The organism is Aeromonas molluscorum, from assembly GCF_051376105.1.
GTDB classification, from domain to species: domain Bacteria; phylum Pseudomonadota; class Gammaproteobacteria; order Enterobacterales; family Aeromonadaceae; genus Aeromonas; species Aeromonas molluscorum.
Genome location: NZ_JBPQCY010000002.1, coordinates 718,991 through 735,888 on the forward strand (window position 1 = coordinate 718,991; position 16,898 = coordinate 735,888).

Here is a 16,898-nt window from a genome sequence, read left to right on the forward strand (position 1 = left end):
ATCGTTTCGTATCTAACGTTTAGGGTGTGGCTTCATTGAACAATCAATTAACAAAAAAATGCCCATTGTCGGAGTCTCGGAAAAGCGTCGTCAGCAACTGATCCAGGCCACCATCTCTTCGGTGGCCGAGTTCGGTTTGCAGCACACCACCCTCAATCGCATCAGCGCCCAGGCCGGCATGTCGTCCGGCATCATCAGCCACTACTTCGGCGGCAAGCAGGCGCTGATCGAGGCGGTGGTGCGGGAGCTGCTCTCGGCCCTGGGAGCGGCGCTGCGGCAGCGGCTGCGCCCCGGCATGTCGCCTCGGGCGAGGCTGATGGCAGTCGTGGAAGCCAATTTCACCCCCTTGCAGTGCTCCCGTGCCGTGGCGCGCACCTGGCTTGCCTTCTGGGCTCAGGCCAGCCATGAGCCCGCTCTGGCCCGCTTGCAGCGGATCAACCAGCGGCGGCTGCTGAGCAATCTGGCCTGCTCCTTCGGCGCCAGCCTGCCGCGCCAGCAGGCTCTGGCCGCAGCCCAGCAGAGCGCCGCCATGATAGATGGCTTCTGGCTGCGCAGCGCCCTGAGCCCCAGCCCTGAACCCGACTTCAGCCGTGCCGAGCGGCTGTGCAAACTTTTTATCCTGCAACGACTGACCCCAGCGGAGTGAATTCATGTCTTTGACCCGTTATCAGAATTTTGTCGACGGCCGTTACCTGGCCAATGCCTCTGGCGAGAGCTTCGAGGTGATCAATCCGGCCACCGGCGCCGTCATCTACGAGGTCGAGGTGGCCGATGAAGCCGTGCAGACTGCGGCCATCGCGAGTGCCCAGCAGGGTTTTGCGCTCTGGTCCGCCATGAGCGGAGTCGAGCGTAGCCGGATCCTGCTGCGGGCCGTGGCCTTGCTGCGCGAGCGCAACGATGCTCTGGCCGCCATCGAGGTGGCCGACACCGGCAAGCCCTGGCAGGAGGCCTCCGTGGTGGACGTGGTGACGGGGGCCGACAGCATAGAGTTCTTCGCCGGTCTGGCCGCCGCCATCGAGGGTAACCAGCAGCAGCTGGGGGCCGATTTTTACTACAGCCGCCGCGAGCCCCTCGGCATCTGCGCCGGGATCGGCGCCTGGAACTATCCGCTGCAGATCGCCTGCTGGAAGGCGGCCCCGGCGCTGGCCTGCGGCAACAGCATGATCTTCAAACCCTCGGAAGAGACGCCCCTTGGCGCCCTCAAGCTGGCGGAGATCTTCATCGAGGCCGGCATGCCTGCCGGGGTCTTCAACGTGGTGCAGGGGGATGGCCGGATCGGGGCCTGGCTGAGCCAGGCGCCCGAGGTGGCCAAGGTCTCCTTCACCGGCGAGGTGGGTACCGGCAAGAAGGTGATGCGCGCCGCCGCCGACACCCTCAAGGGGGTGACCATGGAGCTGGGGGGCAAGTCCCCCCTCATCATCTTCGACGATGCGGATCTGGAAGAGGCGGTCAGCGCCGCCATGGTGGCGAACTTCTACACCCAGGGGGAGGTGTGTACCCATGGCACCCGCGTCTACGTGCAGCAGGGGATCTACCCCGCCTTCATGGCGCGCCTGCTGGCCCGCACCCGGGACAATATCCGAGTCGGGGACCCCATGGATCCGGCCACCAACTTCGGCGCCCTCATCTCCCGCGAACATCAGCGCAAGGTGCTCGACTACATCCGCATCGGCCAGGAGGAGGGGGCCACCCTGCGCTGCGGCGGGGAGGCGCTGCGCCCCGCCATGGCGCCCAATGGCTTCTTCGTCGCCCCCACCATCTTCAGCGAGTGCCGGGACGAGATGCGGATCTGCCGGGAAGAGATCTTCGGCCCCGTGATGTCGGTGCTCAGCTTCGAGCAGGAGGAAGAAGTGGTGCGACGGGCCAATGACACGGCCCTGGGGTTGGCGGCCGGGGTGTTTACCCGGGACATTCGCCGCGCCCACCGGGTGGTGCATCAGTTGCAGGCCGGGATCTGCTGGATCAACAGCTATGGCGCCTCCCCGGCCGAGATGCCGGTGGGCGGCTTCAAGCAGTCCGGCATAGGGCGGGAGAACGGTCTGGCGACCCTGCAGCACTACACCCAGCTCAAATCCGTCTATGTCGGCATGCAAGCCATGCAGAGCCCGTTCTAAGGAGGCGCCATGAAGCGATTCGATTACATCATAGTGGGGGCGGGCAGCGCCGGGTGCGTGCTGGCCAACCGCCTGAGCGAGGATGGCCGCTACAGGGTGCTGCTGCTGGAGACAGGGGGCAGCGACAGGAGCATCTTCATCCAGATGCCGACCGCCCTCTCCATCCCCATGAACACCAAAAAGTACGCCTGGCAGTTCGAGACCGAGCCCGAGCCCCATCTGGACGGGCGGAGCATGCACTGCCCCCGGGGCAAGGTGCTGGGGGGATCGTCTTCCATCAACGGCATGGTCTATGTGCGCGGCCACGCCGGGGACTTTGACGAGTGGCAGCAGGCGGGGGCCGAGGGCTGGGACTATGCACACTGCCTGCCCTACTTCAAGCGGGCCGAGCAGTGGGCCTTCGGTGGGGACGAGTATCGTGGCGGCGAAGGGTCCCTTGGGGTCAACAACGGCAACCAGATGCAAAACCCCCTCTACCAGGCCTTCGTCGACGCCGGTGTGGAGGCGGGCTATGACGCCACGGCCGATTACAACGGCCGCCAGCAGGAGGGGTTCGGCCCCATGCACATGACGGTGAAGCAAGGGGTGCGCAGCTCCAGTGCCAACGCCTATCTGAGGCCCGCCATGGCCAGGGCAAACCTCAGTGTGCAAACCGGCGCCCTGGTCCACAAGGTGTTGCTGGAGGGCAAGCGGGCGGTCGGGGTGCGCTTCGAGCGCGCAGGCAAGATGGAGGAGGTGAGGGCCGACAAGGAGGTGATCCTGAGTGCCGGACCCATAGGCTCCCCCCATCTGCTGCAACTCTCCGGCATCGGCAACCCCGATACCCTGAAGCAAGCTGGCATAGGGGTGCTGCATCCTCTGCCCGGGGTGGGGGAAAACCTGCAGGATCATCTGGAGTTCTACTTCCAGTTTCGCTGCCAGCAGCCCATCACCCTCAACGGCAAGCTGGGGCTGTGGGACAAGTTCCTCATCGGCAGCCGCTGGCTGCTGCGCAAGGATGGCCTGGGGGCGACCAATCACTTCGAGTCCTGCGGCTTCATTCGCTCCAAGGCCGGGGTGCCCTGGCCGGATCTGCAATACCACTTCCTGCCCGCCGCCATGCGCTATGACGGCAGGGAGGCGTTTGCGGGTCACGGCTTCCAGGTGCATATCGGCCACAACAAGCCCCGCAGTCGCGGCCAGGTGACGGTGCGCTCGGCGGATCCCCGCGAGGCTCCCGCCATCCGCTTCAACTATCTCTCCCATCCCGATGACGTCGAAGGGTTTCGCGCCTGCGTGCGCCTGACCCGGGAGATCATCGGCCAGCCCGCGTTGGATGCCTACCGGGGAGAGGAGATACAGCCGGGGGCCTCGGTACAAAGCGACGAGCAGATAGATGCCTTCGTGCGCAGTGCCGTGGAGAGCGCCTACCACCCCTCCTGCTCCTGCAAGATGGGGACGGACGCCCTGGCGGTGGTGGATCCCCAGACCCGGGTCCATGGTCTGCAAGGGTTGCGGGTGGTGGACTCCTCCATCTTTCCGACCATCCCCAACGGCAACCTCAATGCCCCCACCCTGATGGTGGCCGAGCGCGCCGCCGACCTGATCCTCGGCAAGACGCCGCTCGCGGCACTTCCAGCCGAGGTGGGGCTGGCCGAATACTGGCAGGAGAAGCAGCGCCCCCGGGCGCCGGTACGCGCCCTGGCCTGAGGGTTCACGACAACGACACTGGGTGCAGAGAGCACCTATCGCGGCAGTTCGTCAGTCTTTACCTATCACCGGGCCCTCTGTGCGCTGGCGATAGTTAAGTCCTGATCCCGCGTCCATCTCTTCCCCCGCCGCCGTGGGGTGGGGGAAGCCATGGCCGCAGGAAGCCGAACTGCCCACCTTGAACATCACAATGCAATGACAAGGAGCAGCTATGTTTGGTCACGAAATGGATATCGCGGGAGGTCAGTCATGACGGCCTGGCTCAGTGCGGGAATACTCTTTACCTTTGCCGCCATCGCGTTTGTCCTCTATCGCTGGGGCAATATCCGCTGCATCGGCACCACGCCGGTGCGCACCTTCACCTTCATCGCCATCCTGTTCACCTCAGGGCTGGACGTGGGTCTGATCATGTTCCCGCTCACCGAATTTGCCGGTTATGCCGATCTTCAGGGGAGCCCGGAATACGGCTTCACCAATCCGCTCGCCATCGAGTTCGGCTACTGGGGTTTTCTCATCTGGGGCTTCTACTTCCTGACCTGCTTCTATTTCTGCGTGATAGAGCCCAGAGTGAAGTTCTTCGAGCTGGCGCCGGTGAAGTTTCTCAACAACCTGGTGATCATCGGCACCTGCGCCTTCACCGCCTATCTGTTGCTGAGCAACCTGCCCTGGTACCTGCCCCAGATAGGGGACGGCGAGAGCCTGGTGGCGAGTTTTTACCTGCTCGTGCTGGTGGTGATAGGGCTCTCCATCTATTCGAGCACCAGTCTGAAGTTTGTCAGGATCCTAAGTCTGGGCACCACGACCTGCTTCATCGCCCTGATCGCCCTGATGTGGGGCGCCGCCTTCCTCACCCCGGCGGGCAGCCCCGCAGACTTCGTCGCCACCCTGGCGCTGGTGGGGGGCTACTTTGGTCACATAGAGCGCTTCGTGCTGCCCCTCAATGATTACCACGCCTTCTATCTCTACTGGTGGTTCTCCTGGAGCATCATGATCGGCCAGTTCACCGCCCGTTTCGTCGGCGGCCTGCGCACCTGGCAGCTGCTGGGGGCCATGCTGGTGTTCCCTTCCCTGGCCATCGCCGTCTGGTTCGCCGTGCTCTACTACTACCACGAGCAGGGACTGTCGACCGCCGGCTTCTTCAACTGGGCCATGGTCGCCGTGGGGATCACCATGGTGATCAACTCCCTCGACTCCCTGATCCGCCTTTACACCGACAACCTGGGGCTGACGACCGAACGGCTCGGCAAGTGGCGCTACTTCGGATTCAATCTGCTGGTGCTGGCCGGTCTGACCCTGCTGTTCCAGCTCGACTTTCTCGAGATCCAGTGGGTCGGCGCCCTGGTGATAGGGCTCTTCTTCGCCTGCTTCGGCTACATCCTCAGCTACAGGTTCAACGAGGTGCGCAGCATAGAGGGAGCACCCAAGGAGAATCGCCTCGATTACGGCAAGATAGAGCTGGCGGGGTGAGGTGGCGCCCGCAGGGGCGTTACCCGTTGGCCTTTGACCATGACAAAACAAAAAGCCCGCTCATTGAGCGGGCTTTTTGTGAAATTTGGCTCCTCCTGCTGGACTTGAACCAGCGACATACGGATTAACAGTCCGCCGTTCTACCGACTGAACTAAGGAGGAATTGTTGGTGCCCAGAGACGGAATCGAACCGCCGACACGGGGATTTTCAATCCCCTGCTCTACCGACTGAGCTATCTGGGCAACGGCGCGCATTAAACCCTTTTGAGATGGCACTGTCAACCTGGGGGCCGGATAAATTCGCCGTTCGCTCGACATCTGCACAATCCGCTGTTTTCCTCGCCAAGAGTCCAGTGGCCAAGGGAGAGCAGGGCTCTTTAGCGCGATTGCCGGGCAGCAAAAAGGCCCCTGCAGGGGCCTTGATTGACACTGATACTACGGTTTGCTGACGATGATCCTGCCTGTGCTCATGTCCCGGGCCTGACCGGTGACCGCTATCTTGAGGCCGTACTGGGGCAGGCGCATGCCCGCATCCGGTATGGCATCGTGCTGATAGCTGTGGCTGTCCTTGAAGATGCGCTTGGGCGCTATCCAGAGATCCTGCAGGAAGGATCCGCTCGGATGATTGAGGATGAGCGGCTTGGCCATACCCAGGCTGAAGGTCGCATCGTGGATCTGGTAGCGGGTGCTGGCCAGGGCACCATCGCTCCACGTGAGGGGGCGCTGATCCGCATCCACCACCCCGAGGAAACCCTCCCCGGGGTGTTGGCCGACCCAGTTGTTGCTCTGACTGTTGTCCACATACCAGAGCAGCAGACCCGGCTCGTAGCGCATCAGCTGATCCGAGACATTGATGTGAGCCAGTCCCTGGTCGACACCCGCGTGGCTGCGCCACTCGGCCAGGTAGTAGTGATCCTTGGCCTCATTGCCGTTGCTCTGAACGAAGCCTGCCAAGTCGAAGGCCGAGTCTGTCTCGGCCCCATCGCTGACCAGGGTCTCGCCATCGGCGATGAGCAGGATCTCGTCCACGAACAGGCCCTGCTCGGCCACGCCACCATCGCTCAGATACTGCAAGCTGAGCTGGATCTGCTGACCGGCCCAGGGGCTCAAGTCGAAGTCGGCATCGACCCAGCCCCCCGAGTTGCCGGTGATGCCGATACCAAAGCCGATGCCGTTCGGATCGTCCGAGGTGGTCAGGTTGCCGGAGATAGGCTGGCCATTGACCAATACCCGGGCATAGTCGAAGCCATCTTCTATCTGATACCAGGCCTTGAAGCCCAGGCTGGCGCTCTGCTTGCCGGTCAAGTCCAGGTTGAGAACCATGCGGTTGTCCAGATCGTTCCCCTTGCCGCCATGGTATTCAAACTGGCCGGCGTAGGGGGGATTGAGGGGCACCTGCTTGGCGGGCAGGTTGATGCGCACCACATCATCGTTGCGCCCCTTGTCATTGGCCTGGTCCAGCATATAGACATTGCCGCGTCGGCTGAGGTCATCGACATGCACGTTGCTGCCGTGCAGCCAGCTGCCGCCGAGGGAGGCTTGCAGGAACTCCTTGGCCCAGGCGGAGAAACCGGTCGGTTCGGTACCGCCAATCACGCCAGCCCAGGAGCCGGAGGACATGATGGACCAGGTGGCGACGGGCTCTCCCTTGCCACTGTATTTGGTATCGTATTCGTCCGGCAGGCCGAGATCGTGACCATATTCGTGGGCGCAAACCCCGGCCGCCGCATCGATGGGCTGTATGGTGTAGTCGTAGGCGGCGTATTGGCCGTTGAAGTTGCCGACCGGGCTGCTGGTGCCGGGAATGGGGTAGGGGTTGCCCAGATTCCAGCGATGGGCCCAGATGGCATTCTCGCCCAGATCGCCGCCCCCGGCCTCTTCCCCCACACTGGCATGGAAGATCATCAGGTGGTCGATCAGCCCATCGGGCTCGTTACGATTGCCGTTGCCGTTCAGGTCGTAGCGATCCTCCTGATCAAACTCGGCGAGATCGATGCTGGGGTCGTTGGCTACCTGGATCAGCGCCTCTTTCACCAGGTCGCGCACCGCCGTTTCGTTCTGGTTATTGCCATAATCGGCGGCATTCTTGCTGGCGGTGTACCAGCCCGCGACCTGGCCACGCACGCTGTAGCTCTGGCCAGACTGCTGCTCGTAGAACTGGCGCATAGAGATGAATGTCTCGCCATTCGGGCCCTGGTAACCCTTGGCGGAGAACAGCAGGTCGTTGTAGTGCGCCGGGGTATAGTCCGGGTAGTACATCCTGGTGAGCTCGGGACGCACACTGTTTTTCGGGTAATCGGGAAAGTCGACCAGAATGGCGAGGATCTTGTCCTGCCGCATGGTGCCGTGGTAGGTCTCCTTCTCGATGGATTTGAGCAACAGGGTGGGGATGCGATCACCGGGGCGGGCTGTGCCGTTCAAGCGGATCTTCTTGAGGATGCGCTCGCGCACTTTTCCCTCCTGCACCGCCAGAGCCCCATGGCTCTGATGGGCGCGGGACTTCTGGCGGTAGAAGCGGGCCAGGGCGGCCTGCTCCATTTCGGGTGACGCCAGAGTGGCTATCTTGCCACTCTTCCTGAGCATATCCAGCACCTTGGCCTCATCGGCCAGAGGGGCATCGAAAGGGCCATGGGCAGGGGCAGCACTGGTTTGATTTCCAATCATAAGGGTCGAGCCGATCAGCAGGCTCAGTATGGTGTTTTTAGTCATTATTAACGTGCTCCATCACGTGAAAAAAAGGAGCCCGCAGGGGCTCCTCTCTCGTTTGCAAGCTCGGCTTGCCGACCCTTGATAACCCGAGTCGCCCCTTTTGTCATGGCGTTCCCGTTGTGCTGATATGCTGGACCGGCAGTGCTGGACCTCTGGTTCATTCTGACGTGAATGATCTTGTCTGTTAGATCTGCGGCACATGACACAATGGATGGAAGATAGTGCGGATTACCCCCCAAAATGGGCATGTCCCCATTTGGGGGAGGGGGCGACAGCCTGAACAAGGGGCAAGATGGACACCGACACTCGTTGAGCACGGCGCGCCGGACAGGTATGCTTTGCGCAACCATACCGCCTGGGAGGCAACATGAGTCTGGATATGCAAGAGTGGCGCGACGAAACGACCGCCATCGTTACCGAACTGCTGGCCGACGGCAGCAACCCTGAGCTCGACTACGAGATAGAGCACCACTTCGCCTGTCAGGATTTCGATCTGCTGGAGAAAGCTGCGGTGGATTTGTTCAAGGCTGGCTTTGAAGTGACCGATGCCGAAGAGATGGAGCTGGATGACGGTGCCACTATCTTCTGTTTCGATGCCACTGCCGAGTGTGCATTGAATGTGGAGCGCATTCTCGCCGATATCGAGAAGATGCGTCCCATCCTCGAGAAATACGGTGTGGATTACGATGGTTGGGGCACTTACTTCCAGGAGTAATGCCCTATCTCCCGGGTCCGGCGCCGCCATATGGGTGGTGAGGGAAGACCAAACCGCCGCCATGGAGGGCCGCCGGGAGCACAACACACAAGCGAGAGGCCACCCCAGGGTGGCCTCTCTTTTTTGCAGCCGCTGAAGGCGCAGGTTGAGCCCTCGGGCTTAAGTATCGCTCAGGCCATAGCTGCGCCCGAACTCCTGGGGAGGCAAGGGGCGGCTGAACAGGTAGCCCTGCAGGCGATCGCAGCCCGCCTCGGTCAACCAACGGCGCTGCTCCTGGGTCTCGACCCCTTCGGCGGTGATCTGGATGCCGAGTTCATGACCCAGGCCGATGACGGAGCGCACTATGGCTGTGGTCGCGGCATTGCTGATCAGATCCCGGGTGAAGCTGCGATCCAGCTTGAGGGTGGCCACTTCGAGGCGCGGCAGATAAGCCAGGGAGCAGTAGCCAGTACCAAAATCATCGATGGCGAGTTGGAAACCGGCCTGGATCAGGCTGGAGAGGTTCTGCTCTATTTCGTCGGCGTTCTCCATCAATACCCCTTCTGTGATCTCCAGTTCCAGGGTCGTGGGTGAAATGCCGTGGCGCAAGGCGCAGGCCTGGATGCGCTCGCACAGTTCGGGGTCGCGAAACTGGAGTGGCGAGAGATTGACTGACAGCATGAGGTGCGGCCACACCTGCTGCCAGCGCGCAAGCTGGCCACAGCCTTGCTCGAGCATCAGTTCGCCGAGCCGGCCGATGAGTCCCAGCTCTTCGGCCAGGGGGATGAACTCGTCCGGTGCCACCATGCCAAGAGTCGGGTGAGGCCAGCGGCAGAGCAGTTCGGCCCCATGCAGCTTGTCTTGCCGGGCGCAGATAATGGGTTGGTAGACGGCAATGAGTTCGGCCGAGCGGATAGCCTTGGGCAAGTTGGCACTGAGCTGTTTGCGGCGCTGCAACTGCTGGTAGAGCTCGGGATCGAACAGGGTGCAGTGCTGCTGCAGGCGCTTGCCTTCGGCCAGGGCTGCTTCGGCATGGCCCAGCAGACGCTCGGCGTCATTGGCTCGCCCCTGGGCGATACCGAGGAAGCTGGTGATCTGGATGCGATGCTCTTCGACCTGATAGGGTGCCATCAGCTCCCCTTGCAGGCGCTGGCTCCATTCGGCCAGGGGTTGGTTCAGCTCGGGCAGTAACAGGGCGAAATCATCGGCGGCGACCCGGCACAACAGGGCGTTGGCTGGCGTGAGGCGCTGCAAGCGCTGAGCGACCTGGCTGAGCAGGCGATCGGCGATGCGGATACCGAATCTGTCGTTGATCTCGCGAAAATGCTGCAGATCGATGAGCAGCAGGCTGGCCTGGCGTCCGCCGAGATGGCGGCTGGTCTGCAGGAAATGGGAGAGCTTGAGCAGCCCGGTGAGACTGTCGTAATGCTGCTCCTGCTGCAACTGGGCCTGGGTGGTGCGCAGCCCGGTGATGTCGCGACTCAGGGTGAGAACCCCGAGGGAGAGGCCGTTATCGTCTGGCACCTCGACTCTGATGATCTCCAGATGGCGACCCTGCCCCTTGGCATCGAGCAGGCAGTATTCACCGCGGCCCATGGGCATCTGGGGGGGCAGGTGTTGACGGACGTTCTGGCCCAGCACTTCGTTTGCCTGTAACCCCATGAAATCGAGGAAAGCCTGGTTGCAGTCGAGCACCCGGCCGTCGTGATCCTCGAACCGGATAGGATCCGGTATGGCGTCGAGCAAGCGGCGTTGCAACAGCTGCTGCTGCTTGAAGGTTTGCTCCAGCTCCTTGTGTTGCCCTATCTCGCTCACGACGCCAAACAGCGCGAGGGGGGCTCCCTCCTCGTCGTAGATAGGAACCTTGTGGGTCTCTATCCAGAACTCGTTATCGTCACGCAGGCAGAGTTGTTGCTGGTGCAGCAAGGGCTCACCCCGTGCCAGGATCTGGCTGTCCTCCTCGTGAAATACGTCTCCCCAGGGGAGCTGCGCATCCGTTTTGCCAATGAGCTCGCCCGGATGCGTGGCGCCAGCGTGCAGGGCAAAATGGCGATTGACCAGCAGGTAGCGGCCATCTGCACCCCGGCAGAAAATGCTGATGGGGAGTTGATCTATGATGGCTTGCAACTGATCTGGGGTGAACAAGGTGTGAAGGTGGGCTCAAAGGGCAAGTTTCGAGCAAATCTATGATAGGACACTCTTTTTGTAAAGCCCGCTCGGGCCTCGATCATTTCTTTATTGTCCTGCTGACAGCCGTTGACGCTGGCGCCATAATAGCCGCCGGTTGGCCTATGGCCTCATGATGAGACGAGAAGAGACAGATGAAAAAGATAATGGGGAGCGCCCTGGCGCTGCTGCTGGCAGGCTGTGCAGCGGACAACAATGGTGGTGAGCAGTACCGTTATAACCCGCCGATCGCCAAGGCGACCAATAACACCCAGGAGATGCAGATCCCGGTCGATCTGGTCTGGGCTCGCGCCGAGAAGTGGTTTGCCGACCACGGCCTCAAGATCGAGACCAGCCAGCGTGCCACCGGTCTGATGACGGCCAATGTCGAGAATGCGGCCGATGGTCTGGAGTGGCTCGATTGCGGCACCATGGGATCCAAAGTCGCACTGGGTAACCCCAACTTGCAGATCAACCTGATCGTCACCCAGAGCGGTACCAACAGCGTGGCTACCGTCAACGTCAAGGGCAATACCGAACTGTTCTTCGTCGAAGGTTCTGGTGAGCGGGTTGCCGCGCCTTCCATTACACCTGTTTGCGTCTCGCGCGGTACCCTGGAGCAGGGACTGTTCGCCACCCTGGGTAATTAAGAGGGGGTCTGAACGACCCGGCCCTTGCGTGGCTGCCTGGCCGAGTCATCAAACAGGCAGGCATGAAAAACGCAGCAATAAAAAACCGGGCCAAGGCCCGGTTTTTTATTGTCGCCATGCTCACTCTTCGTCGCGGAAGATGGTGATGGCGGAGAAACCCAGCTCCTTGAAGTGATTCTCCTGATAATCCTTCACGCTCTTCTTGTCACGGCGGCACACCTGAGCCAACTGGGCCTCCATGGCGTGGAATGCCTTGAGGTCGAGCCCTTCGGCGGCCGCGATGGCATCATAGATGCTGCGGAATTTGTCGTTGGAATAGCCGATTTCCTTGGCCTGACTCTTGTATGTGTAGGTAATTTTAAACGCCATGGGGGCCTTCCTTCTTTTTGGACTGCTTGCGCTGGACGTACAGATAGAGGCTCTCGACCTTCTCCCGGGCCCAGGGGGTCTTGCGCAAAAACTTCAGACTGGACTTGATGCTGGGATCGTCGGTAAAGCAGCGGATGTTAATCTGTTCTCCGAGCTGCTCCCAGCCATAGTAGGCGACCAGTTCGGTGACGATGGCCTCGAGGGTCAGGCCATGGAGTGGATTCCTGGGCTGGGCCTTGTCGGCCGCAACCGGGTCGGACTGGGGGTTATCGGTCGGTTCGCTCATGCGTCGCTCGCCAGGGTGGCAAAGGGCTGACCCATGCGGGTAGTGACACCGGGCGCCAGCGGCGCATCGAAGCTGGCCAGCATGCCGGGGCCAAACAGACAGACCACTGTGCTGCCGAGCTTGAACAACCCCATTTCCGCCCCTTTTTGCAGGGTGATGGCCTCATCGCCGGCGTAGTCCCAACGCACCACTTCTTTCTGTTTGGTCGGTCCTTTCTGCTTAGCTGGCGCAATGTTGCCAGCCCAGATGGTCTCGATGCTGGCGACGATAGTGGCGCCGACCAGCACCAGGGCCATGGGGCCATGGGCGGTGCGGAAGGTGGCGACCACCCGTTCATTGCGGGCAAACAGATTCGGCACGTTTTCGGCGGTCAGCGGGTTGACCGAGAAGAGGTCGCCGGGCACGAACACCATGCTCTCCAATACGCCATCCAGGGGCATGTGAATGCGGTGATAGTCCTTGGGGGCCAGATAGATGGTGGCAAAGTCACCATCCTTGAAGGGGGCAACCAGATCCTCATAACCACCCAGCAGCTCGCGGGCACTGTAGTCGTGGCCCTTGGCCTGGATGATGCGGCCTTGGTTAATGGGGCCGAGCTGGCTGACGGTACCATCTACCGGCAGGGCCAGGGTCATGGGATCGTCAACCAGGGGACGGATCCCCGGCTTGAGCTCGCGGGTAAAGAAGTGGTTGAAGCTCTTGTAGAACGCGGGCTCTTCATGGAGCGCTTCGCTCATGTCGACCTGGTACTGCTTGATAAAGGCCTCGATCACCTTGGTGGTGAGGTTGCCCGCCTCGGCGGCAGCCAGCTTGCCGAGCAAGCGAGAGAGGGCATGCTTGGGCAGACAGTATTGACCGGCAATCTTCAGGTTGTCAGTAATGCTCATGATGTTCATCTGCTCTTTTAATAGAAAGAGGGGTTGAGTGGGTCACAGCCGGGCTTGTTGCCGGCCATGGCGGGCTTCCTGCATGGTTTCCAGGATGCGGTGATAGTTGTAGAAGCGATCCGCGCTGATGTCGCCCCGCTCGACCGCGGTGCGCAGGGCGCAACCGGGATCCTCCTTGTGGGTGCAGTCGCGAAACTTGCAGCCCCCCAGGTAGTCGCGGAACTCGACGAAGCACCAGGTGATGCGATCGGCTTCCAGGTGCCAGAGGGCGAACTCACGGATCCCCGGGGAGTCGATGAGATCGCCGCCACTCGGGAAGTGATAGAGTCTCGCCGTGGTGGTGGTGTGCTGGCCGAGCCCCGAGTTTTCGGAGATCTCGCCGGTCAAGACACCCAGGCCGGGCATCAGGGCATTGGCCAGGGAGGATTTTCCTACCCCGGACTGGCCGACGAAGATGCTGATCTTGCCGTTGAACTGGGCCTTGAGCTCCTCGAGCCCTTCACCGCTCTCGCAACTGACCAGGATCACCTGATAGCCGAGTTTGCGGTAGGCGCTCAGTTGGCCATCGATGCGCACGCGAGCGGCGTCATCGAGCATGTCGACCTTGTTCAGCACGATGAGCGGCTGGATCTCGACATCTTCGGCGGCTACCAGATAACGGTCGACGATGTTGGTCGAGAACTCGGGCATCACCGCCGAGACGATGATGATCTGGTCTATGTTGGCGGCGATGGGTTTGACGCCGTCATAGAAATCGGGGCGGGTCAGCACCGAGTGGCGGGGATGTACCGCCTCTATCACGCCCGGAGTCGCCTCGTTGAGGCCCGGACGCCATACCACACGATCGCCGCATACCAGGCTGGTGATGCTGCTGCGGCGCAGGTTGCTGCGGTGGATGCTGCCATCACTCGCTTCCACGTCCGCATGCTGGCCGAAACGGCTGATCACCATGCCTTCGATAGCCGGGCCGAACAGGGTGTCATCGACCTGGTTGTTGTGCTCTTTTTGCAGCCGCTTGTCGCGGTTGACCTGGACGCGCCTTTGTTGACCCAGATTGAGTTTTGCTTTCTTTGCCACTCGATTCGCCAGTTTATGAACAGATCCAAAGCCAGTATGATACATGCAAATTGGCAAAGTTCCGCCATTCCTCCCAATAGAGAGAGAACAAGCATGACTGTCAGCGCGCAGAACCTGGTATGGATCGACATGGAGATGACGGGGCTGGACCCCGAATTGAATGTGGTTATCGAGATAGCCACCATCATCACCGACAAGGATCTGAATGTGCTGGCCGAGGGCCCGGTACTGGCCATTCATCAGAGCGAGGCGGAGTTGGCCAAGATGGATGAGTGGAATGTGCGTACCCATACAGGTTCCGGTCTGGTGGCTCGGGTACAGGCCAGCGAGTACGACGAGGCGCGCGCCGTGCGCGAAACCCTCGATTTCATCCGTCAATGGGTGCCGGAGCGCACCAGCCCCTTGTGCGGCAACAGCATTGGTCAGGATCGCCGCTTCATGGTCAAGCACATGAGCGAGCTGGAAGCCTTCTTCCACTATCGCAACGTCGATGTCAGCACCATCAAGGAGCTGGTACGCCGCTGGCAGCCAGAGTTGCTGGATCAATTCAAGAAGAGTGGCTCCCACCAGGCGCTGGATGACATTCGCGAATCCATTGCCGAGTTGCAATTCTACCGCGGCCACGTCTTCAAGATTTAAAGCGTCGCCGGCTGCGCCATGGGGGATTCATGATACTGACAAGGGCCAGTCTTGCCTGATGTGCCCTTGTCAGAAGCAGGTATCAATCTCTGCGAGGGCTGGGCATTTCGATGACAACGCAGAGCATAGATGACGTCATCGGTTGGGAAAATCGACAGTTCGGCCAGCTTTTGAGCGAACAGACTCTGCTTGGCAAAAAAGCCCTTGCAATTGATCACTCTGCTCTTATAATTCGGCTCCCGTGTAGTAGCGCAAGCAACCAAATTCTGCACGATTTTTTTATTGATGGTTTTGCGGGAATAGCTCAGTTGGTAGAGCACGACCTTGCCAAGGTCGGGGTCGCGAGTTCGAGTCTCGTTTCCCGCTCCAACATCGATTAAAAAGGCAAAAGATAGGCAGATGCATCGGCTTAGGTCGAGATGATGCGGGAATAGCTCAGTTGGTAGAGCACGACCTTGCCAAGGTCGGGGTCGCGAGTTCGAGTCTCGTTTCCCGCTCCAAGCATATGCATATCGTCAGCAGTACCTGTTGCGGGAATAGCTCAGTTGGTAGAGCACGACCTTGCCAAGGTCGGGGTCGCGAGTTCGAGTCTCGTTTCCCGCTCCAAAAGAAAATAGTGTTTTGCAGATGCGTCGACACCAGTCGAATCGATGCGGGAATAGCTCAGTTGGTAGAGCACGACCTTGCCAAGGTCGGGGTCGCGAGTTCGAGTCTCGTTTCCCGCTCCAAGCATCCGTGAACAGCAGTCATACCAGCAGTACCTGTTGCGGGAATAGCTCAGTTGGTAGAGCACGACCTTGCCAAGGTCGGGGTCGCGAGTTCGAGTCTCGTTTCCCGCTCCAAAAGAAAATAGTGTTTTGCAGATGCGTCGACGCCAGTCGAATCGATGCGGGAATAGCTCAGTTGGTAGAGCACGACCTTGCCAAGGTCGGGGTCGCGAGTTCGAGTCTCGTTTCCCGCTCCAAGCATCCGTGAACAGCAGTCATACCAGCAGTACCTGTTGCGGGAATAGCTCAGTTGGTAGAGCACGACCTTGCCAAGGTCGGGGTCGCGAGTTCGAGTCTCGTTTCCCGCTCCAATCTCTTCATCGTGTTGTCTCTTGATGTCCCTCACCTGATTTAATACCTGACACAGCCACCAGGCTGCGATTTTCCGATCCTGACGTTCGCCAACCTAGCTCCGGTCAGCGCCTCTGCCGCGCAGGTTTGCTGATGCCATCCCTATTGGCATCAGCATGGTCAGGCGGTGTCAACGTGGGAGGCATGGGGAGGTAAGCGGCCACTTTCCTCGACGCGGCCGCGATCCTTGGGGTCAGTGAGTCTGCTTGGCGGCCGCGCCCCGTTTCTGCCTGTTTGCCTGCTGCAGGCGAGCCTGTTCGGCACCATAGAGCGCGGCGCCGATGATGCCTGCCTGGTTGAGGCTGGCGGCGGCGATGAGCGGAGCCCGGCTGGCTATCCTGTCGACGAACTTGTCGAGTTTGGCGGCAGTGCCTCCGCCCAGGATGAAGAGATCCGGCGAGAAGAGGAACTCGAGCCGGGCCAGGTACTGATTAAAACGCTTGCCCCACTTGCCCCAGGAGAGATCCTCCCGCTTGCGCGCCGCATCCGAGCAGTAGTGCTCGGCTATCATGCCCTCCAGCATCAGGTGACCCAGTTCGGTATTGGGCAACAGATGACCCTCCACGAACAGGGCGGTGCCTATGCCGGTACCGACGGTGATCAGGATGACGACGCCATCATGACGTTGACCGGCGCCAAATCGCATCTCGGCAAGACCCGCTGCATCGGCGTCGTTGAGCACGAAGCAGGGCTGGCCTGTGACTTCAGAAAACAGCCTGGCGGCATCCGTTTCTATCCAGCTCTTGTCGATGTTGGAGGCATTCTTGGCGATCCCGTGGTGTATGGTGGCGGGAAAACCGCAGCCGATGGGCCCCTGCCACTGGAAGTGTTCGACCAATTGCTTGAGGGCATGGGCGATGGCGGCCGGGGTGGCCGGCTGCGGGGTCGGGATACGATGGCGTTCGCCGATGAGTTCGCCACTCTTTGTATCGACCAGGGCCCCCTTGATGCCCGAGCCGCCTATGTCCACACCCAATATCTGCATCTGGTCTGATCCTTATGATGATGGCGCCACACAAGTGGCGCTAAAGCA

The 16,898-nt window shown here is 60.9% G+C and carries 15 protein-coding genes and 9 tRNA genes; 14 read left to right on the forward strand and 10 right to left on the reverse strand.

What is annotated here, in order from left to right; all coding sequences use genetic code 11:
* The first annotated feature begins 58 nt into the window (after positions 1–58).
* The 4 genes from betI to ACSMDR_RS13945 all read left to right on the forward strand — a co-directional run bounded on the left by betI (position 59) and on the right by ACSMDR_RS13945 (position 5,270).
* Entirely contained in the window at positions 59–646 is a 588-nt protein-coding gene (betI, locus tag ACSMDR_RS13930) for a transcriptional regulator BetI (RefSeq protein ID WP_041992730.1), read from the forward strand.
* Positions 647–650: 4 nt separating this feature from the next.
* Complete coding sequence (betB, locus tag ACSMDR_RS13935; protein ID WP_436468636.1) at positions 651–2,114, forward strand: betaine-aldehyde dehydrogenase; 1,464 nt, start codon at positions 651–653, stop codon at positions 2,112–2,114.
* A 9-nt stretch (positions 2,115–2,123) separates the two neighbouring features.
* Complete coding sequence (gene betA, locus ACSMDR_RS13940; RefSeq protein WP_436468637.1) at positions 2,124–3,803, forward strand: choline dehydrogenase; 1,680 nt, start codon at positions 2,124–2,126, stop codon at positions 3,801–3,803.
* 249 nt (positions 3,804–4,052) lie between these two features.
* Positions 4,053–5,270, forward strand: coding sequence for a BCCT family transporter (locus ACSMDR_RS13945; RefSeq protein ID WP_436468638.1), 1,218 nt, complete (start codon positions 4,053–4,055; stop codon positions 5,268–5,270).
* A gap of 86 nt (positions 5,271–5,356) precedes the next feature.
* On the opposite strand, the gene ACSMDR_RS13950 is transcribed toward ACSMDR_RS13945, so the two are convergent.
* The 3 genes from ACSMDR_RS13950 to ACSMDR_RS13960 all read right to left on the reverse strand — a co-directional run bounded on the left by ACSMDR_RS13950 (position 5,357) and on the right by ACSMDR_RS13960 (position 7,979).
* Positions 5,357–5,432: transfer RNA gene (locus ACSMDR_RS13950), tRNA-Asn, on the reverse strand.
* A 5-nt stretch (positions 5,433–5,437) separates the two neighbouring features.
* A tRNA-Phe gene (locus ACSMDR_RS13955) sits at positions 5,438–5,513 on the reverse strand.
* Positions 5,514–5,705: 192 nt separating this feature from the next.
* Positions 5,706–7,979: an immune inhibitor A domain-containing protein gene (locus ACSMDR_RS13960; RefSeq protein ID WP_436468639.1), complete on the reverse strand. Its 2,274-nt coding sequence runs from the start codon at positions 7,977–7,979 to the stop codon at positions 5,706–5,708.
* Between the two features lie 379 nt (positions 7,980–8,358).
* Between ACSMDR_RS13960 and rraB the strand changes: the two genes are divergently transcribed.
* Entirely contained in the window at positions 8,359–8,694 is a 336-nt protein-coding gene (gene rraB / locus ACSMDR_RS13965) for a ribonuclease E inhibitor RraB (RefSeq protein ID WP_042040974.1), read from the forward strand.
* 159 nt (positions 8,695–8,853) lie between these two features.
* Here rraB and ACSMDR_RS13970 read toward each other — a convergent pair whose 3' ends face one another.
* Entirely contained in the window at positions 8,854–10,818 is a 1,965-nt protein-coding gene (locus ACSMDR_RS13970) for a putative bifunctional diguanylate cyclase/phosphodiesterase (protein WP_436468640.1), read from the reverse strand.
* Between the two features lie 176 nt (positions 10,819–10,994).
* Here ACSMDR_RS13970 and ACSMDR_RS13975 point away from each other — a divergent pair, with 176 nt between their 5' ends.
* The gene (locus ACSMDR_RS13975; RefSeq protein WP_040319391.1) at positions 10,995–11,489 is read left to right on the forward strand and encodes a hypothetical protein; all 495 of its coding nucleotides are present in this window, start codon (positions 10,995–10,997) and stop codon (positions 11,487–11,489) included.
* 120 nt (positions 11,490–11,609) lie between these two features.
* On the opposite strand, the gene ACSMDR_RS13980 is transcribed toward ACSMDR_RS13975, so the two are convergent.
* From ACSMDR_RS13980 to rsgA, 4 genes are read right to left on the reverse strand one after another with little or no spacing between them, the layout of a single operon-like run.
* Positions 11,610–11,858 carry a DUF2960 domain-containing protein gene (locus ACSMDR_RS13980; protein WP_042040972.1) on the reverse strand — a complete coding sequence of 83 codons (249 nt, stop codon included), beginning with the start codon at positions 11,856–11,858 and terminating at the stop codon, positions 11,610–11,612.
* Positions 11,848–12,144 (reverse strand): VF530 family protein, encoded by a 297-nt coding sequence (locus ACSMDR_RS13985; RefSeq protein WP_436468641.1) that lies wholly within the window; start codon positions 12,142–12,144, stop codon positions 11,848–11,850. Before ACSMDR_RS13985 ends, ACSMDR_RS13980 begins: the two co-directional genes overlap by 11 nt.
* The gene (gene asd, locus ACSMDR_RS13990; RefSeq protein WP_436468642.1) at positions 12,141–13,031 is read right to left on the reverse strand and encodes an archaetidylserine decarboxylase; all 891 of its coding nucleotides are present in this window, start codon (positions 13,029–13,031) and stop codon (positions 12,141–12,143) included. Before asd ends, ACSMDR_RS13985 begins: the two co-directional genes overlap by 4 nt.
* A 42-nt stretch (positions 13,032–13,073) precedes the next feature.
* Positions 13,074–14,108, reverse strand: a complete 1,035-nt coding sequence (rsgA, locus tag ACSMDR_RS13995; protein WP_042040970.1) for a small ribosomal subunit biogenesis GTPase RsgA — start codon at positions 14,106–14,108, stop codon at positions 13,074–13,076.
* Between the two features lie 93 nt (positions 14,109–14,201).
* Here rsgA and orn point away from each other — a divergent pair, with 93 nt between their 5' ends.
* Positions 14,202–14,747, forward strand: coding sequence for an oligoribonuclease (gene orn, locus ACSMDR_RS14000; RefSeq protein ID WP_436468643.1), 546 nt, complete (start codon positions 14,202–14,204; stop codon positions 14,745–14,747).
* Here orn and ACSMDR_RS14005 read toward each other — a convergent pair.
* On the reverse strand, positions 14,744–15,067 hold the full coding sequence (locus ACSMDR_RS14005; RefSeq protein WP_436468644.1) for a hypothetical protein: 324 nt from the start codon (positions 15,065–15,067) through the stop codon (positions 14,744–14,746). The two genes, orn and ACSMDR_RS14005, sit on opposite strands and share 4 nt — an antisense overlap.
* Here ACSMDR_RS14005 and ACSMDR_RS14010 point away from each other — a divergent pair.
* The 7 genes from ACSMDR_RS14010 (at position 15,041) to ACSMDR_RS14040 (ending at position 15,825) form a co-directional block, all read left to right on the forward strand.
* Positions 15,041–15,116 (forward strand) — tRNA-Gly (locus ACSMDR_RS14010). The two genes, ACSMDR_RS14005 and ACSMDR_RS14010, sit on opposite strands and share 27 nt — an antisense overlap.
* A gap of 55 nt (positions 15,117–15,171) precedes the next feature.
* Positions 15,172–15,247, forward strand: a tRNA-Gly gene (locus ACSMDR_RS14015).
* A 30-nt stretch (positions 15,248–15,277) separates the two neighbouring features.
* Positions 15,278–15,353: transfer RNA gene (locus tag ACSMDR_RS14020), tRNA-Gly, on the forward strand.
* A gap of 46 nt (positions 15,354–15,399) precedes the next feature.
* Positions 15,400–15,475 (forward strand) — tRNA-Gly (locus tag ACSMDR_RS14025).
* A gap of 38 nt (positions 15,476–15,513) precedes the next feature.
* Positions 15,514–15,589, forward strand: a tRNA-Gly gene (locus tag ACSMDR_RS14030).
* Between the two features lie 46 nt (positions 15,590–15,635).
* Positions 15,636–15,711, forward strand: a tRNA-Gly gene (locus ACSMDR_RS14035).
* A 38-nt stretch (positions 15,712–15,749) separates the two neighbouring features.
* Positions 15,750–15,825, forward strand: a tRNA-Gly gene (locus ACSMDR_RS14040).
* A 233-nt stretch (positions 15,826–16,058) separates the two neighbouring features.
* On the opposite strand, the gene ppgK is transcribed toward ACSMDR_RS14040, so the two are convergent.
* Positions 16,059–16,850: a polyphosphate--glucose phosphotransferase gene (gene ppgK / locus ACSMDR_RS14045; protein ID WP_436468645.1), complete on the reverse strand. Its 792-nt coding sequence runs from the start codon at positions 16,848–16,850 to the stop codon at positions 16,059–16,061.
* Between the last annotated feature and the right edge of the window lie 48 nt (positions 16,851–16,898).

What these genes read in the sequence shown, in the direction of transcription:
- betI (WP_041992730.1), top strand. Translation starts at nt 59, where the DNA reads ATGCCCATTGTCGGAGTCTCGGAAAAGCGTCGTCAGCAACTGATCCAG.
- betB (WP_436468636.1), top strand. Translation starts at nt 651, where the DNA reads ATGTCTTTGACCCGTTATCAGAATTTTGTCGACGGCCGTTACCTGGCC.
- betA (WP_436468637.1), top strand. Translation starts at nt 2,124, where the DNA reads ATGAAGCGATTCGATTACATCATAGTGGGGGCGGGCAGCGCCGGGTGC.
- ACSMDR_RS13945 (WP_436468638.1), top strand. Translation starts at nt 4,053, where the DNA reads ATGACGGCCTGGCTCAGTGCGGGAATACTCTTTACCTTTGCCGCCATC.
- ACSMDR_RS13960 (WP_436468639.1), bottom strand. Translation starts at nt 7,979, where the DNA reads ATGACTAAAAACACCATACTGAGCCTGCTGATCGGCTCGACCCTTATG.
- rraB (WP_042040974.1), top strand. Translation starts at nt 8,359, where the DNA reads ATGCAAGAGTGGCGCGACGAAACGACCGCCATCGTTACCGAACTGCTG.
- ACSMDR_RS13975 (WP_040319391.1), top strand. Translation starts at nt 10,995, where the DNA reads ATGAAAAAGATAATGGGGAGCGCCCTGGCGCTGCTGCTGGCAGGCTGT.
- ACSMDR_RS13980 (WP_042040972.1), bottom strand. Translation starts at nt 11,858, where the DNA reads ATGGCGTTTAAAATTACCTACACATACAAGAGTCAGGCCAAGGAAATC.
- ACSMDR_RS13985 (WP_436468641.1), bottom strand. Translation starts at nt 12,144, where the DNA reads ATGAGCGAACCGACCGATAACCCCCAGTCCGACCCGGTTGCGGCCGAC.
- asd (WP_436468642.1), bottom strand. Translation starts at nt 13,031, where the DNA reads ATGAGCATTACTGACAACCTGAAGATTGCCGGTCAATACTGTCTGCCC.
- orn (WP_436468643.1), top strand. Translation starts at nt 14,202, where the DNA reads ATGACTGTCAGCGCGCAGAACCTGGTATGGATCGACATGGAGATGACG.
- ppgK (WP_436468645.1), bottom strand. Translation starts at nt 16,850, where the DNA reads ATGCAGATATTGGGTGTGGACATAGGCGGCTCGGGCATCAAGGGGGCC.